We start from the raw sequence: 14,924 nt of genomic DNA, 5'->3' as shown, positions 1-14,924 counted from the left end.
GATACTCAGACATGGGTCCCTCTTTTCCGCTCTTTTCGCCGAATCCCGAGGCGCCCCATACGGCCTTGGCACACCTTCACGGCTCGCTTCGCATCGCGCGTGGGTTTTTCCCGCCCTCCGGGCGGGAAAAACACGGCTGCAATGAATCGTTGCTTACGGCTCTTTGGTTCTCAGTCACCGTCGGGCTGTGCAGAGTCGATTCCTGCCTTCTCCTTCACTACTGAATACCGCGCCAGCGTCTCCTTGCGGGCCACGTCGTGTTGCACGATCGGCCGCGGGTAGTTTTCGCCTAGCTTGACCCCGGCTGCTAGCAACACGTCCTCGGAGGCTGTCCAGGGAGCATGTATGTACTTGTCCGGCAGGCGCGCCAGTTGAGGCAGGTACTTCCTGATAAATCGTCCCTGCGGGTCGAATTTCTCGGACTGCGTGGTCGGGTTGAAGATGCGGAAGTAGGGCTGGGCATCGCAGCCGGTGGAGGCGGCCCACTGCCAGCCGCCGTTGTTGGCGGAGAAGTCGAAGTCGTTGAGCTGGTCGGCGAAGTACTGTTCGCCGCGCCGCCAGTCCACGCCGAGGTCCTTCACCAGGAAGCTCGCTACCACCATGCGCAGCCGGTTGTGCATGTAGCCGCTTTGCCGGATCTGCAGCATGGCGGCGTCCACCAGCGGGTAGCCGGTCCTGGCGTCGCACCAGGCCTGGAAGTAGCGCTCGCCGGTGTCGCCATTGAGCCAGCGGATGGCATCGTAGGCGGGGTGGAAGGCATGCCCCGCGGCGACCCGGGGGTGGTGGTGCAGGATCATGAAGTAGAAATCGCGCCAGATCAGCTCCGACAGCCAGGTGGCGGCGCCGGCGCTTTCGGCGCCGCCGCGCAGCGTGGCGGCGTGGGCAGTGCGGGCGAGCGTGCGGATCGACAGGGTGCCAAAGCGCAGGTGCACCGACAGGTAGCTCGGGCCGCGCAGGGCGGGGAAGTCGCGCCGGCGCGCATAGTCGCCCATGCGCTCGCAAAACTCGTCGAACAGCGCGTGGGCGCCGGCGCTGGCGGTGGGCATGGCGATCTCGGCCAGGTTGGAGGGGGCGAAGCCCAGTGCATCCAGCGTGGGCAGCGGCCGCACGTAAGCCTTCGGCGGAGCGGCCAGTGACTTCAGATAAGGCTCGACCGGGTAGGGCTTGAGGTCGAACGGAAGCAAGGCCTTGAGCCAGGCGTTCTTGTAGGGCGTGAAGACCGAGAAGGGCTTGCCCTGGCCGGTCAGGATCTCATCCCGCTCAAAGATCACCTGGTCCTTGAAGCTGAAGCAGGCGCAGGACTGGCCCGCCAGCGCCTGCCTGACTTCGGCATCGCGGGCCAGCGAGGCGGGCTCATAGTCGTGGTTGGCGAACACGGCGGTGACGCCGAGCTCGGCGGCCAGCTCGGGAATGGCTGCGCGCGCGTGGCCGTGCAGCACGATCAGGCCGCCGCCGGCCGCGCGCAGTGCTTCGTCCAGCGGGGCCAGCGAGGCCAGGATGAACGCCACCCGGCGGTCGGCCGCCAGGCCGCGCGCCAGCAGCGGATCCAGGATCTCGCGGTCGAAGACGAAGACGCACCATACCTGGCGGCAGTGCTTGAGGGCATAATGCAGCGCCGCGTGATCGTCGGCGCGCAGGTCGCGCCGGAACCAGACCAGGCCGCGCTCGAACAGCCGGTCGATCCGATAGGGTTGGCGGGCGTCGGCGGGGGATGGGGGCAAGATCGGGCGCTCCGGAAGTTGGGCTGGCGAAGCCTGTTACCCTACCATAGCGTCAGGCATGCGCCGCGCGCTTGGGCTGGCCCGGCATGCCGGCCAGCGTTGTCCGCAGCGCCGAACAGCCGGCCCGTATTTCAGTAATCCAGTAATCCAGTAATCCAGATATCAAGAAGCAAGCCATGGCCATGACACTCGACCGCATCCTCCAATCCCAAGGCTTCGGCACCCGCCGCTATTGTGGCGACCTGATCGGGGCCGGCCTGGTGGAGGTCGACGGTACCCTGTGCGAGGATCCGGGCGCCAAGTTCGAGGTCGATGGCCTGCGCCTGACCGTGGACGGCGAGGAATGGATCGGCCACACCAAGGCCTACATCCTGCTGAACAAGCCGGTGGGCTACGAATGCTCGCAGCGCCCGCGCCACCATCCCAGCGTGTACAACCTGCTGCCGGTGCCGCTGCGCCAGCGCGAGGTACAGGCGGTCGGGCGGCTGGACCAGGACACCACCGGCCTGCTGCTGCTCTCGGACGATGGCCAGTTCATCCACGCCCAGACCTCGCCCAAGAAGAAGGTGCCCAAGGTCTATGAAGTGACGACCGCCGAGCCGGTCACCCAAGAGCAGGTCGATGCGCTGGTGGCGGGCGTGCAGCTCGAGGACGAGCCGGCCCCGATCGCGGCGGCCGCCTGCGAAGCTACCGGCGAGCGCAGCCTGCGCCTTAGCCTGACCGAGGGCAAGTACCACCAGGTCAAGCGCATGGTGGCCGCGGCAGGCAACCATGTGGAAGCCCTGCACCGCAGCGCCATCGGGGGGTTGGTGCTGGAGCCGACCCTGGCACTGGGAGACTGGCGCTGGCTGACGCCGGAAGATCTGGCCGCCCTGACGCGCAAGGAATAAGCAGGCGGCAGCAAGCGAGCATCGACGCTGGCACAGAGGCCAGCAAGCAAGCGCACCGGGCAAGCGTCGGAATGTTGCGTTGCGGCATTCCGCGAATCTTTTCCGGACGGATGGCAACGATTTGATAAAATGCAGGAATGGCGACGCTGGAAGCCCCAATCAATCTCACCAATCAGTTCCTGATTGCCATGCCCGGCATGGCAGACCCGACTTTTTCGGGTTCCGTCGTCTACTTGTGCGAGCACAACGACCGCGGCGCGCTGGGCCTGGTGATCAATCGGCCTATCGACATCGATATGGCCACCCTGTTCGACAAGATCGACCTCAAGCTGGAGATCCAGCCGGTGGCGCAGCAACCGGTCTATTTCGGTGGGCCGGTGCAGACCGAGCGCGGCTTCGTGCTGCATGATCCGGTTGGCATCTATGTCTCGTCGCTGGCCGTACCCGGCGGACTTGAGATGACCACCTCCAAGGACGTGCTGGAGGCCGTGGCCAACGGCAGCGGCCCGCAACGCTTCCTGCTCACGCTGGGCTATGCCGGTTGGGGCGCGGGGCAGCTGGAGGAAGAACTCAGCCGCAATGGCTGGCTGACTGTCCAGGCCGATCCCGAAATCATCTTCAGCGTGCCCCCCGAGGAACGCTTCGCCGCCGCCATACGCCTGTTGGGCATCGATTTCACCATGCTCTCGGGCGAGGCTGGGCATGCCTGAGGACGGAGCGACGCCAGCGCCGCGCCAGTTGCCCTCCGACGGCACCGTCCTGGCCTTCGATTATGGCGAAAAGAAGATCGGCGTTGCGCTTGGCAACTTTGTCACGCGCGAGGCCCGTGCGCTCGTCATCATCCCCAATATCACAGTGGAAGGCCGCTTCGAGGCGGTAACCGCGCTGATCGACGAGTGGGCGCCGGTGCAACTGGTGGTGGGCATGCCCACCAATCCGGATGGCAGCCAGCAGCCTTCGATGCGGCTCGCACGCCGCTTCGGCAACCAGTTGAACGGCCGCTTCGGCCTGCCGGTGGCCTGGGTGGACGAAAGCTACACGTCGATCGCCGCCGAGATGGCCGGCGCCCGCAAGGGCGCGCTCGATGCCGAGGCCGCCAGCATCATCCTGCAACAGTACTTCGACCAGCATCCGCTATGACCCAGACTTCCTCTCTCGACGCCGAGGCGCTCTACCGTAAGCTGCGTGACCAGGTGCAGGCCGCGCTGCCCGAGGCCGAACGCGCGCAATGGTCGGTCGCCGGCATCTATTCCGGCGGTGCCTGGATTGCCGAGCGGCTTGCCGCCGACCTGCAGCTGGCGGCCCACGGGGTCATCAACGTTGCCTTCCACCGCGACGACTATGCCAAGAAGGGCCTGCATAGCCAGGCCCAGCCGACCACGCTGCCCTTTGACGTGCAAGACCGCAAGATCCTGCTGATCGACGACGTGCTGGCTACCGGGCGCACCATCCGCGCCGCCGTCAACGAGCTGTTCGACTATGGCCGCCCGGCCCGCGTGGCGCTGGCCGTGCTGGTCGATCGCGGCGGCCGCGAACTGCCGGCGGCTGCCGACTTTGCCGCCACGCACGTGGCGTTGCCGCCCGGGACCACGCTGGTGCTGTCGCATGAGGGCACCGGCTCCGACATGCGCTTTGCCTTCGCCAACGAGGCCACCGGCAACTAAGCCTGCCCAGCCCACCGGCCGGCGCGCCCGCAACGGCACGCCGGCAAGCCAGACCCAGACCTGCCCAGACCAGTCAACGCCACCGCCCGGCCCTTTCTACCTGCCATGATCAAGACGTTCCGCAACCCGCAACTGACCAAGAACGGCGAGCTCAAGCACCTGCTTTCGATCGAGGGCTTGTCGCGCGAGATGGTCGCGCACATCCTCGACACCGCCAGCCAGTTCGTCTCGCTGTCCGACTCGGACCGCGAAGTGAAGAAGGTGCCGCTGCTGCGCGGCAAAAGCGTGTTCAACCTGTTCTTCGAGAACTCCACGCGCACCCGCACCACCTTCGAGATTGCCGCCAAGCGGCTCTCCGCGGACGTGCTCAACCTGAACATCAACGCCTCGTCCACCAGCAAGGGCGAGTCGCTGCTCGACACCATCAACAACCTGTCGGCGATGTCGGCCGACATGTTCGTGGTGCGCCACGCCAGTTCCGGCGCGCCCTACCTGATCGCCGAGCATGTTGCGCCCCATGTGCATGTCATCAACGCCGGTGACGGCCGCCATGCGCACCCCACGCAGGGGCTGCTCGACATGTACACGATCCGCCACTACAAGAAGGATTTCACCAATCTCACGGTCGCCATCGTGGGTGACATCCTGCACTCCCGCGTGGCGCGCTCCGACATCCACGCGCTGACCACACTGGGCGTGCCCGAAGTGCGCGCCATCGGCCCGCGCACGTTGCTGCCTTCGGGGCTGGAGCAGATGGGCGTGCGTGTCTTCCACAATATGGAAGAGGGGATGAAGGGCGTGGACGTGGTGATCATGCTGCGCCTGCAGAACGAACGCATGAGCGGCGCGCTGCTGCCCTCGGCGCAGGAGTACTTCAAGGCCTATGGCCTCACGCCCGATCGCCTGGCGCTGGCCAAGCCCGATGCCATCGTGATGCACCCGGGCCCCATGAACCGTGGCGTGGAGATCGATTCCGCCGTGGCCGATGGGCCGCAGTCCGTGATCCTCAACCAGGTGACTTTCGGCATTGCGGTACGCATGGCCGTGATGGGCATCGTGGCCGGAAACCACGACTGATCTCATGATGGATAGCGCCCGACCGACAAGGTCCAGGCAAGCCAGAACAACCGAATACAAGCCAAGCGACACGATATGAAGATCCACATCAAGGGCGGCCGCCTGATCGACCCGGCCGCGAACGTCGATGCGCAGCAAGACCTCTACATTGCCGCCGGCAAGATCGTCGGCGTGGGCAGCGCGCCGGCGGACTTCCACGCCAACAAGACGATCGACGCCAGCGGGCTGATCGTCTGCCCCGGCCTGGTCGACCTGTCCGCGCGGCTGCGCGAGCCGGGCTATGAATACAAGGCCACGCTCGAATCCGAAGTGGCGGCAGCCACCGCCGGCGGCGTGACCAGCCTGGTTTGCCCGCCCGACACCGACCCCGTGCTAGACGAGCCCGGCCTGGTCGAGATGCTCAAGTACCGCGCCCGCACGCTCAACCAGACCCATGTGTATCCGCTAGGTGCGCTCACGCTGGGCCTCAAGGGCGAGACGCTGACCGAGATGTCGCAGCTCACCGAGGCCGGCTGCATCGGCTTCTCGCAGGCCGAAGCGCCGATCCGCAACACCCAGGTGCTGCTGCGCGCCCTGCAGTACGCGCAGACCTTTGGCTTCACGGTCTGGCTGCGCCCGGAAGACCCGTACCTCGGTGGCGGCGTGGCCGCCAGCGGCGCCGTGGCGTCGCGCCTGGGCCTGTCCGGTATGTCGGTGATTGCCGAGACCGTGCGCCTGCACACCATCTTCGAGCTGATGCGCGCCAGCGGCGCACGCGTGCACCTGTGCCGTCTGTCGTCTGCCGCGGGCATCGAGCTGGTGCGCCAGGCCAAGCGCGAAGGCCTCAAGGTGACCTGCGACGTCAATATCCATCATGTGTCGCTGACCGACATGGACATCGGCTACTTCAACTCGCAGATGCGCTTCTCGCCGCCGCTGCGCAGCGCGCGCGACCGCGACGCCATCGTGGCCGGGCTGGCCGACGGCACCATCGACGCACTGTGCTCGGACCACACCCCCGTGGACGACGACGAAAAGCTGCTGCCCTTCGCCGAGGCCTCGCCTGGCGCCACCGGGCTGGAGTTGCTGCTGCCGCTGACGCTGCGCTGGGCCGAGGAGCACAAGGTGCCGCTGGGCAAGGCGCTAGCCCGCATCACGGCCGAGCCGGCCCGCGTGCTCGGCCTGGCTGCCGGCACGCTGGCGACAGGCAGCGCCGCCGATATCTGCATCTTCCATCCCGAGCAGGAATGGAAGGTCGAGCGGCGCGCGCTCAAGAGCCAGGGCAAGAATTCGCCGTGGCTCGGCTACGAGATGCGTGGGCGCGTGCGCACCACGCTGGTCGGCGGCCACGTCGTCTACGAACTGCACTGAGCACCATGCCGGCCCGAGGGAAATCGGACAAGATGGTACAAGCGAGTTCGCCAGTGGGGCCGGCATGATCTGGCTGCGCAAGATCGCCCTGATCCTTCACCTGCTGCGCGGCCTCCTGACCTGCGCGGTGCTCTTCCCCTGGCTCGGCGTAGAGTCGCGGCAGTCGCATATCCGGCGTTGGTCGCGCCGGCTGCTGCGGATCTGTGGGGTGACGCTCGAGGTGCAGGGACTGCAGCCGGGGCAGGCCATGCCGCATGGCGCGATGGTGGTGTCCAACCATATTTCATGGCTGGATATTTACGTCATCAATAGCTGGCAGCCCGTGCGCTTCGTCGCCAAATCCGAAATCCGCGACTGGCCGGTAATCGGCTGGCTGTGCGGGCAGACCGGCACCATCTTCATCGAACGCGCGCGCAAGCGCGACGCGCATCGCGTGCTGCATGCCATTACCGACGTGATGCTGCAGGGCGATCTGGTCTGCGTGTTCCCGGAAGGCACAACCACGGATGGCAGCAGCGTGCTGCCGTTCCACGCCAACCTGATGCAAGCGCCGATATCGGGCGGGCTGCCGGTGCAGCCGGTCGGGCTGGCTTACCTGGATGCCGCGACGGGCCAGCCGACGCTGGCGCCAGCCTATATTGGCGACCTGAGCCTGCTGGAAACGCTCGATGCGATCCTGCGGGCGCCGCCGATCACCGCCAGGCTATGCTTTGCGCCAGCCCTCACCGCCACCAGCGCCAGCCGGCGCGACCTGGCCGAGGCGGCTCGCGCGGTAGTGAGCCATCTGAGCCAGGGCGCGCAACAGCACGCAGTGGAACTCGCGGTGCGCGTGAACGAAGGGCGCGAGAGCGAGCAATCCTTCAACGAAGGCGATGTGAGCGCGGATTCTCCCGCGCCGGCTGCCTGATCGGCTCAGGCCAGCGGATCGCAGTACTGCGGGCACTCCACCTGAATCAGTGTGCGATCAGCCAGATCCGCCGCCAAGCGCGCGGCGGTGAGCTTGCCACCCCAGACACATCCAGTATCCAGCGCCATCAGGTTGGGGCGCATCACCAATCCGAGCGTGGACCAATGCCCGCACACCACCGTGGTGTCTTCGGTGCGCCGTCCGGGCACATCGAACCAGGGCATGAAGCCGGCCGGCGTGCTGCCGGGGCCTTCCTTGCTCTTGAGGTCCATCACGCCGTCGGCGTTGCAAAAGCGCAGGCGGGTCAGGGCGTTGATCACGACACGGTGACGCTCGATGCCCCGCAAGGCCGGGTCCCACCGGTCCGCCGCATTGCCGAAGATGTCGGCCAGGAACGCCTTCCAGCCCGGGCCGCGCAGTTCGCGCTCGACTTCTGCTGCCAGCGCCATTGTCTGCTCTGTGGTCCATTGCGGAAGCACGCCCGCGTGCACGAGCAGGAAGCCGTTTTCGTGGATGGCCAGGGGGCGATGCCTTAGCCAAGTGAGTAATTCATCGCAATCTGGCGCTTCGAGGATATCAGCCAAAGTGTCGCTACGGCCGCTTTTACGCACGCCGGCGGCCACAGCCAGCAGGTGGATGTCGTGGTTGCCGAGCACGGCTTCGGCGCGTTCGCCGAGCTGGCGGACGGTTCGCAGCGTGCGTGCAGAGGCAGGGCCGCGGTTTACCAGGTCGCCTACGAAGCGCAGTTGACTGTCGCCGGGCAGGTGATGGCCAATCAACTCGTCAAGCGAACCCGCGCAGCCTTGGAGGTCGCCGATGGCATAATGATGTTTATGAATCACAAAGTTATGTTGTCTGCTTCACTACGTTGCAAATGACTTTTGTTTTGCCAACATTGTGCTGATATTTTCGGTGGGACGTTACAACAGGCTACAAAAAGATGCCTGTTCTGGGTAAGGGCCCGTCCTCGGTCGGATAGAATACCGCCACTTCTGCAGGTACTTAAGATCCCGCCGTCCCCACAACGGACCAAGGCGGGCGCTCGGCATTGGCCGGGTTCTCGAAATATATCGATAGGCAGGGAGCACAGCTTTTGTCTCACATTCTCGTTACTGGCGGTGCGGGGTTTATCGGCGCCAATTTTGTGTTGAACTGGTTTGGCGCAGACGGCACTGACAGCATTGTCAATGTCGACAAACTCACTTATGCCGGCAACCGCAAGACGCTTGCCTCGCTGGATGGCGACGCACGCCATGTCTTCTCGCAGACCGATATCTGCAATCGCACGGCGCTGGACCAGATCTTTGCGACCTACAAGCCGCGCGCCGTGGTGCATTTTGCCGCGGAGAGCCATGTCGACCGCTCCATTCACGGTCCGGGCGAATTCATCCAGACCAATATCGTCGGCACCTTCACGCTGCTGGAAGCCGTACGCGCTCATTGGGGCGCGCTTGATGACCAAGCCAAGGCAGCCTTCCGCTTCCTGCACGTGTCTACCGACGAGGTGTTCGGTTCACTCGAAGCGGACGATCCGCAGTTTTCCGAGACCACGGCCTATGCGCCCAACAGCCCCTATTCGGCCTCGAAGGCGGCATCCGACCATCTGGTGCGGGCCTACCACCACACCTACGGCTTGCCGGTCGTCACCACCAACTGCTCCAACAACTACGGCCCTTATCACTTCCCCGAGAAGCTGATCCCGTTGGTCATCGCCAACGCGCTCGGCGGCAAACCGCTGCCGGTCTATGGCGATGGGCTGAACGTGCGCGACTGGCTGTATGTAGGCGACCACTGCGCCGCCATCCGCGAGGTGCTGGCGCGTGGCCGCGTGGGCGAGACGTACAACGTGGGCGGCTGGAACGAGAAGACCAATCTCGACGTGGTCCACACCCTGTGCGACCTGCTCGACGAGTTGCGTCCCAAGGCGCTTGGCTCGTACCGCGACCAGATCACCTTCGTCAAGGACCGCCCGGGACACGACCGCCGCTATGCCATCGATGCCCGCAAGCTGGAGCGCGAACTCGGCTGGAAGCCGGCAGAAACGTTCGAGACCGGCATGCGCAAGACGGTCCGGTGGTACCTGGATAATCAAGCTTGGGTCCTGGATGTGATGTCCGGCGAATACCGGAACTGGGTGGCGAAGCAATATGCCGCGTAAGGCGCACCGTACGCCTACCCTTCTTGTAACAGGAAGCAACGGCCAGATCGGGTTCGAACTGCGCCGCAGCCTGGCCCCGCTCGGCAACGTGATCGCGCTTGACCGGGCCGCTTGTGATCTCTCTCGCCCGGATGAACTGCGCTGGCTGGTCCGCCAGCACCGGCCTGATGTGATCGTCAATCCTGCCGCCTACACGGCGGTGGACAAGGCCGAGACCAACGCCGAAATCGCGTTTGCCGTCAACGGCACGGCGGCAGGTGTGCTGGCTGAAGAGGCGAGGGCGCTGGACAGTCTGCTGGTGCATTACTCGACCGACTATGTGTTCGACGGCCGCAAGGCTGGCCCATATGTCGAATCGGATGCGGTCGGCCCGCAATCTGTCTACGGCAAGAGCAAGCTGGCCGGGGAGCAGGCCATCGCCGCATCTGGCGCCACCGCCCTGGTGCTGCGCACCAGCTGGGTGGCGGGCACCCATGGCGGCAACTTCGCCAAAACCATGCTTAAGCTCGGCCGCGAGCGCGGCAGCCTGCGCGTGGTAGCCGACCAGTTCGGTGCACCGACCACGGCCGCGCTGATTGCCGACGTGACGGCGCAGATCGTTGCGCGCTATTGGCTTGCGGGGGATCGTGCGGCCTTCGTCGCGGGCATCTACCACCTGGCCGCCGGCGGCGAGGCCAGCTGGCACGCCTACGCCACTGAAGTGTTGCGCTATGCGGCATCGCTCGGCGTAGAGTTGACGGTGGACCCAGCGGCCATCATCCCGATTCCGACTAGTGAGTATCCACTATCGGCGCCGCGGCCCGCGAACTCGCGCCTGGACACCAGCAAACTGCGCGAGACCTTCGACATCCATCTTCCGGATTGGCAGCAGGGCATGCATTTCCTGCTCGACCAGATCCTTTCCTGAACTCAGCACCATGCGCAAAGGCATCATCCTGGCCGGCGGTTCCGGCACGCGGCTTTATCCAATCACACGCTCGGTATCCAAGCAATTGCTGCCGGTGTACGACAAGCCGATGATCTACTATCCCTTGTCCACGCTAATGCTGGCAGGGATCCGTGACATCTTGGTGATCTCCACACCGGAAGACACCCCGCGCTTTGCTGACATGCTCGGCGATGGCAGCAAGTGGGGCCTGAACCTCCAGTACGCGGTGCAACCTTCGCCGGACGGCCTGGCGCAGGCTTTCATAATTGGCCGAGACTTTGTGGGCAATGGTCCGTCGGCACTGATTCTGGGCGACAACATTTTTCACGGCCACGCGCTGATCCGGCAACTGCAGCAAGTCTCGGCGCAAACCGAGGGTGCCACTATCTTCGCCTACCACGTGCATGATCCCGAACGGTACGGTGTGGTGGAGTTCGATGATGCGTTCCGGGCGTTGTCGCTGGAAGAAAAGCCCGAGGTGCCACGTTCCAACTATGCCGTGACCGGTCTGTACTTCTACGACAATCAAGTATGCGACCTTGCAGCCGACATCCAGCCATCGGCGCGCGGCGAGCTGGAGATTACCGACGTCAATAAGCGGTACCTGGAAATGCAGCAACTCGATGTGGAAGTGCTCGGGCGCGGCTATGCCTGGCTCGACACAGGGACGCACGACTCGCTGCTCGAGGCGGCCAGTTTCATTGCGACGGTGCAAAATCGCCAGGGCCTGATGGTGGCTTGCCCGGAGGAGATCGCGTTTCGCAGTAAATGGATTAGTGCGGAGCAAGTCGAGGAGCTGGCGCGGCCACTCTCGAAGAACTCATATGGCCAGTACCTCCGGCGCATTCTTACGGATCGGCCCAGGTAACTTGCCATGAAGCTGACCATCATCCAGACTGCGCTGCCCGATGTGCTCATTGTCGAGCCCAAGGTGCTGCAAGACACCCGTGGTTTCTTCTTCGAGAGCTTCAATGCGCGGGACTTCGAACAGGCAACGGGTCTGCAACTGGAGTTTGTCCAGGACAATCATTCCCGGTCCGTACGTAATGTGCTGCGCGGCCTCCATTACCAGACCCGGCACCCCCAAGGCAAGCTGGTTCGCGTCGTGGCGGGCGAGGTATTCGATGTGGCAGTCGATATCCGCAAGCAGTCCCGGACGTTTGGGAAGTGGGTGGGTGTGAGCTTGTCGGCCGAGAATCGGCGGCAGCTATGGGTGCCAGAAGGCTTTGCGCATGGATTTATGGTGACCTCCGAGTATGCCGACGTGCTCTACAAGATGACGGATTTCTACGATCAGCTGCATGAGTGCGCGATTGCATGGGACGACCCCGATATCGGCATCGCGTGGCCGACTACGCAGAATCTGATTTTGCACGCACGAGACGCGAGCGCACCGGCATTGCGTCATGCCGAGAACCCGTTCTGAGGTGAGGCGGTGACAAGCGAAGGTATGCGGATACTTGAAGGCCTCGGCGAGGAAGTGACCCCTCGGGGGAGCGCTCGCCTGACTAGTCGCGGCAAGATCCTCTTCTGCGCCAATACGGCATGGTCCATGCACCAGTTCCGCAGGGGCGTGCTTGCCGCATTGATCGAAGACGGCTATGAGGTCCACGTGGCAGCGCCAGAGGACGAGGATGCGGCGTCGTTGCGGACAATGGGCTGCATATTCCACGCGCTGGAGATGTCCGCGCAGGGCCGGAATCCCCTGCAGGACCTACGGCTGATCGCCTCGTTGCATGCGCTCTATCGCAAGATTCGGCCCGTCGTGATCTTTCATTACACCATCAAGCCAAACATTTACGGTTCGCTGGCGGCGCGGCTTGCGGGTATCAGGTCCATCGCCATCACAACCGGGCTTGGCTACGTTTTCATCAACACGGGTGTGGTATCGCGTGTCAGCAAGGTGTTGTATCGCATCGCGCTGCGCTTCTCCCGTGAAGTATGGTTCCTCAATCAGGAGGATCGCAGCGCGTTCGTTTCCGAGGGATTGGTCGATCCGGGCAAGTGCAGGATCTTGCCGGGAGAAGGCGTCGACCTGGACTTCTACGCACTGCCCCCGGATGCAGATGCGCCCGTATCCGGAAACTTTTGCTTCCTGCTGATCGCCCGCTTGCTATGGGACAAAGGCATCGGCGAATACGTCGACGCGGCGCGTGCGTTGAAAGCGCGTCATTCGCAGGTCCGCTGCGAGCTGTTGGGGCCTGCCGGTGGCGCGAGCCCAAGTGCTATCCCGGACAGCCAGATCAACGCCTGGATGGCCGAAGGCGTCATCGATTACCTGGGGACTGTGAGCGATGTCCGGCCCGCCATCGCGGCAGCGCATTGCGTCGTGCTGCCGTCGTATCGAGAGGGCGTCCCGCGATCGCTCATGGAGGCTTGTGCGATGGAGCGCCCGGTGATCGCCACGGCCGTGCCTGGATGCCGCGATGTCATCGACGATGGCGAGACCGGCTTCCTGTGCCGCGATCGGGATGCTGAGGACCTGGCCAACAAGATGGAAGCCATGATCAAGCGGGATCCTGCTTCGTGGCGCCGGATGGGCGCCGCTGGTCGCGCAAAGATGAGAACAGATTTCGACGAAAGGAATGTTATTGCGCACTATCGGCGCGTGGTTCAGTCGTTTGCGTAATCCGGCCGGTATGCCGTGGCGGAGTCTGTGCGTTGGGCGCGCTACTTTGAATATCGTAAGGCAGGTGTGGAATGTGCGCCTTTATTCACTGCAATGCGATATGTTAAAATACAACGTTGTTCTCGGCTTATTTAGGCTGGGTCAGCACCATCATCGGTTTTGGCGAATTCAATGACATTCATCCCAGTTATTTTGTCTGGAGGGGCGGGGACAAGGCTATGGCCGGTGTCTCGGGAGCTGCATCCCAAGCCTTTCATTCGCCTCGCCGGCGAACATAGCCTTCTGCAAAAGGCATTTCTGCGCGCGGCGGCATTGCCGGATGTGGCGGAAGTCCTCACGGTGACGAATAGGGAATTATTCTTCAAGACCGAGGATGAATACCGTGACATCAATCAGGCCGGTATTCCAACGTCATATATTCTCGAACCGTGTAGTCGAAATACGTCACCGGCAATCGCGGCCGCGGCGCTTCATGTGGCCGAGCGCCATGGCGAGGATGCCGTCCTGCTGATTCTGGCCGCCGATCACCTGATTGCGGACCAGGCGAAATTCGCCGAGGCGATTGCCGAGGCGCGGTGTCTGGCCGATGGCGGCTACCTGGTGACGCTGGGTATTCATCCAGACGGACCTGAAACTGGCTACGGCTATATCGAGGCCGATGGCTTCCGGGTCAAGCAATTCGTGGAAAAGCCGTCCCTGGAGAAGGCAACCGAATACGTTGCCACGGGCCGTCACTTCTGGAATGCGGGCATCTTCTGTTTCCGTGCGGGAACGGTCATCGCGCAGCTGGGGGAGCACGCGGGCGAGCTTTTGCAGTCCGTCCGCGAGTGCCTTGCAAACTCAACCCGGATGCAGGGAGAGAAGCTTTCGCAGGTCACTCTCGATGCCAAAACGTTCGAATTGGCCCCCAATATTTCTATCGACTATGCACTGATGGAGAAATCGGCCTCGGTCGCGGTCGTGCCTTGCGATATCGGATGGAACGATGTCGGCTCGTGGAATGCGATCAGCGATCTGGCCGCGGCCGACGCCAGCGGCAACTGTGTCGTCGGGGAAGCGCTTCTGCACGACGCGGCAAATTGCTACGTCCGCAGCGACGATCGCTTGGTCGGACTGGTCGGGGTGAGCGACCTGATCGTCGTCGATACCGCCGACGCCTTGCTGATTGCGGAAAAGGGCCGCGCGCAGGACGTGAAGGAGATCGTCCGGCAACTGAATTTGCAGGGCCACGACGCGAGCAGGATACATCGCAAGGTGCATCGGCCTTGGGGAACCTACACGGTGCTCGAAGGCGGGCCGCGCTTCAAGATCAAGCGTATTGAGGTGAAGCCGGGGGCCTCGCTGTCGCTGCAGATGCACTATCACCGCAGCGAGCATTGGATCGTCGTCAGCGGGATGGCCAAAGTGGTCAATGGCGAGCGGGAAGTATTGATCAACACCAATGAATCGACCTATATCCCTGCTGGCAATCGTCATCGTCTGGAAAATCCAGGGAAATTGCCCTTGGTCATGATCGAAGTACAGTGCGGGGACTATCTCGAGGAAGACGATATCGTTCGCTTCGAAGATTCCTATGGCCGAATTTAAACAGGATGAATGC

At 63.6% G+C, this 14,924-nt stretch carries 15 protein-coding genes; 13 read left to right on the top strand and 2 right to left on the bottom strand.

Annotation, left to right across the window (positions count from 1 at the left end):
* Window positions 1–170 precede the first annotated feature (170 nt).
* Complete coding sequence (locus AC1Q7Q_RS20975; RefSeq protein ID WP_492373261.1) at window positions 171–1,721, bottom strand: cryptochrome/photolyase family protein; 1,551 nt, start codon at window positions 1,719–1,721, stop codon at window positions 171–173.
* A gap of 182 nt (window positions 1,722–1,903) precedes the next feature.
* Here AC1Q7Q_RS20975 and AC1Q7Q_RS20970 point away from each other — a divergent pair, with 182 nt between their 5' ends.
* The 7 genes from AC1Q7Q_RS20970 (at window position 1,904) to AC1Q7Q_RS20940 (ending at window position 7,609) form a co-directional block, all read left to right on the top strand.
* Entirely contained in the window at window positions 1,904–2,611 is a 708-nt protein-coding gene (locus AC1Q7Q_RS20970; protein ID WP_174422693.1) for a pseudouridine synthase, read from the top strand.
* A 137-nt stretch (window positions 2,612–2,748) separates the two neighbouring features.
* Complete coding sequence (locus tag AC1Q7Q_RS20965) at window positions 2,749–3,321, top strand: YqgE/AlgH family protein (protein ID WP_043348720.1); 573 nt, start codon at window positions 2,749–2,751, stop codon at window positions 3,319–3,321.
* Complete coding sequence (gene ruvX, locus AC1Q7Q_RS20960; protein WP_416049437.1) at window positions 3,314–3,751, top strand: Holliday junction resolvase RuvX; 438 nt, start codon at window positions 3,314–3,316, stop codon at window positions 3,749–3,751. Before AC1Q7Q_RS20965 ends, ruvX begins: the two co-directional genes overlap by 8 nt.
* Window positions 3,748–4,275 (top strand): bifunctional pyr operon transcriptional regulator/uracil phosphoribosyltransferase PyrR, encoded by a 528-nt coding sequence (gene pyrR, locus AC1Q7Q_RS20955; RefSeq protein WP_492373262.1) that lies wholly within the window; start codon window positions 3,748–3,750, stop codon window positions 4,273–4,275. The genes ruvX and pyrR overlap by 4 nt, the downstream gene beginning before the upstream one ends.
* A gap of 105 nt (window positions 4,276–4,380) precedes the next feature.
* Complete coding sequence (locus AC1Q7Q_RS20950; protein ID WP_006160521.1) at window positions 4,381–5,352, top strand: aspartate carbamoyltransferase catalytic subunit; 972 nt, start codon at window positions 4,381–4,383, stop codon at window positions 5,350–5,352.
* A 75-nt stretch (window positions 5,353–5,427) separates the two neighbouring features.
* Window positions 5,428–6,702, top strand: a complete 1,275-nt coding sequence (locus tag AC1Q7Q_RS20945) for a dihydroorotase (RefSeq protein WP_183036601.1) — start codon at window positions 5,428–5,430, stop codon at window positions 6,700–6,702.
* A gap of 64 nt (window positions 6,703–6,766) precedes the next feature.
* Window positions 6,767–7,609: a lysophospholipid acyltransferase family protein gene (locus AC1Q7Q_RS20940; RefSeq protein ID WP_416049435.1), complete on the top strand. Its 843-nt coding sequence runs from the start codon at window positions 6,767–6,769 to the stop codon at window positions 7,607–7,609.
* Between the two features lie 5 nt (window positions 7,610–7,614).
* Here the strand turns inward: AC1Q7Q_RS20940 and AC1Q7Q_RS20935 are convergent, their stop codons facing one another.
* Window positions 7,615–8,451 (bottom strand): symmetrical bis(5'-nucleosyl)-tetraphosphatase, encoded by an 837-nt coding sequence (locus AC1Q7Q_RS20935; protein ID WP_492373263.1) that lies wholly within the window; start codon window positions 8,449–8,451, stop codon window positions 7,615–7,617.
* A gap of 251 nt (window positions 8,452–8,702) precedes the next feature.
* Between AC1Q7Q_RS20935 and rfbB the strand changes: the two genes are divergently transcribed.
* From rfbB to AC1Q7Q_RS20905, 6 genes are all read left to right on the top strand, one after another.
* Window positions 8,703–9,767, top strand: a complete 1,065-nt coding sequence (rfbB, locus tag AC1Q7Q_RS20930; protein WP_492373264.1) for a dTDP-glucose 4,6-dehydratase — start codon at window positions 8,703–8,705, stop codon at window positions 9,765–9,767.
* The gene (gene rfbD, locus AC1Q7Q_RS20925) at window positions 9,757–10,674 is read left to right on the top strand and encodes a dTDP-4-dehydrorhamnose reductase (protein ID WP_492373265.1); all 918 of its coding nucleotides are present in this window, start codon (window positions 9,757–9,759) and stop codon (window positions 10,672–10,674) included. Before rfbB ends, rfbD begins: the two co-directional genes overlap by 11 nt.
* A 10-nt stretch (window positions 10,675–10,684) precedes the next feature.
* Window positions 10,685–11,563 carry a glucose-1-phosphate thymidylyltransferase RfbA gene (gene rfbA / locus AC1Q7Q_RS20920; protein ID WP_492373266.1) on the top strand — a complete coding sequence of 293 codons (879 nt, stop codon included), beginning with the start codon at window positions 10,685–10,687 and terminating at the stop codon, window positions 11,561–11,563.
* Between the two features lie 6 nt (window positions 11,564–11,569).
* Entirely contained in the window at window positions 11,570–12,121 is a 552-nt protein-coding gene (gene rfbC / locus AC1Q7Q_RS20915) for a dTDP-4-dehydrorhamnose 3,5-epimerase (protein WP_492373267.1), read from the top strand.
* Window positions 12,122–12,145: 24 nt separating this feature from the next.
* The gene (locus AC1Q7Q_RS20910) at window positions 12,146–13,324 is read left to right on the top strand and encodes a glycosyltransferase family 4 protein (RefSeq protein WP_492373268.1); all 1,179 of its coding nucleotides are present in this window, start codon (window positions 12,146–12,148) and stop codon (window positions 13,322–13,324) included.
* 171 nt (window positions 13,325–13,495) lie between these two features.
* The gene (locus AC1Q7Q_RS20905; RefSeq protein WP_492373269.1) at window positions 13,496–14,911 is read left to right on the top strand and encodes a mannose-1-phosphate guanylyltransferase/mannose-6-phosphate isomerase; all 1,416 of its coding nucleotides are present in this window, start codon (window positions 13,496–13,498) and stop codon (window positions 14,909–14,911) included.
* Window positions 14,912–14,924 lie beyond the last annotated feature (13 nt).

Source organism: Cupriavidus sp. GW823-FHT07A04 (genome assembly GCF_058794615.1).
This window is presented reverse-complemented; position numbering and strand designations above follow the sequence as displayed.

Excerpts from the sequence above, each read along its gene's own strand:
- AC1Q7Q_RS20970 (WP_174422693.1), top strand. The coding sequence starts at position 1,904 with ATGACACTCGACCGCATCCTCCAATCCCAAGGCTTCGGCACCCGCCGC.
- AC1Q7Q_RS20965 (WP_043348720.1), top strand. The coding sequence starts at position 2,749 with ATGGCGACGCTGGAAGCCCCAATCAATCTCACCAATCAGTTCCTGATT.
- ruvX (WP_416049437.1), top strand. The coding sequence starts at position 3,314 with ATGCCTGAGGACGGAGCGACGCCAGCGCCGCGCCAGTTGCCCTCCGAC.
- pyrR (WP_492373262.1), top strand. The coding sequence starts at position 3,748 with ATGACCCAGACTTCCTCTCTCGACGCCGAGGCGCTCTACCGTAAGCTG.
- AC1Q7Q_RS20950 (WP_006160521.1), top strand. The coding sequence starts at position 4,381 with ATGATCAAGACGTTCCGCAACCCGCAACTGACCAAGAACGGCGAGCTC.
- AC1Q7Q_RS20945 (WP_183036601.1), top strand. The coding sequence starts at position 5,428 with ATGAAGATCCACATCAAGGGCGGCCGCCTGATCGACCCGGCCGCGAAC.
- AC1Q7Q_RS20940 (WP_416049435.1), top strand. The coding sequence starts at position 6,767 with ATGATCTGGCTGCGCAAGATCGCCCTGATCCTTCACCTGCTGCGCGGC.
- rfbD (WP_492373265.1), top strand. The coding sequence starts at position 9,757 with ATGCCGCGTAAGGCGCACCGTACGCCTACCCTTCTTGTAACAGGAAGC.
- rfbA (WP_492373266.1), top strand. The coding sequence starts at position 10,685 with ATGCGCAAAGGCATCATCCTGGCCGGCGGTTCCGGCACGCGGCTTTAT.
- rfbC (WP_492373267.1), top strand. The coding sequence starts at position 11,570 with ATGAAGCTGACCATCATCCAGACTGCGCTGCCCGATGTGCTCATTGTC.
- AC1Q7Q_RS20910 (WP_492373268.1), top strand. The coding sequence starts at position 12,146 with ATGCGGATACTTGAAGGCCTCGGCGAGGAAGTGACCCCTCGGGGGAGC.
- AC1Q7Q_RS20905 (WP_492373269.1), top strand. The coding sequence starts at position 13,496 with ATGACATTCATCCCAGTTATTTTGTCTGGAGGGGCGGGGACAAGGCTA.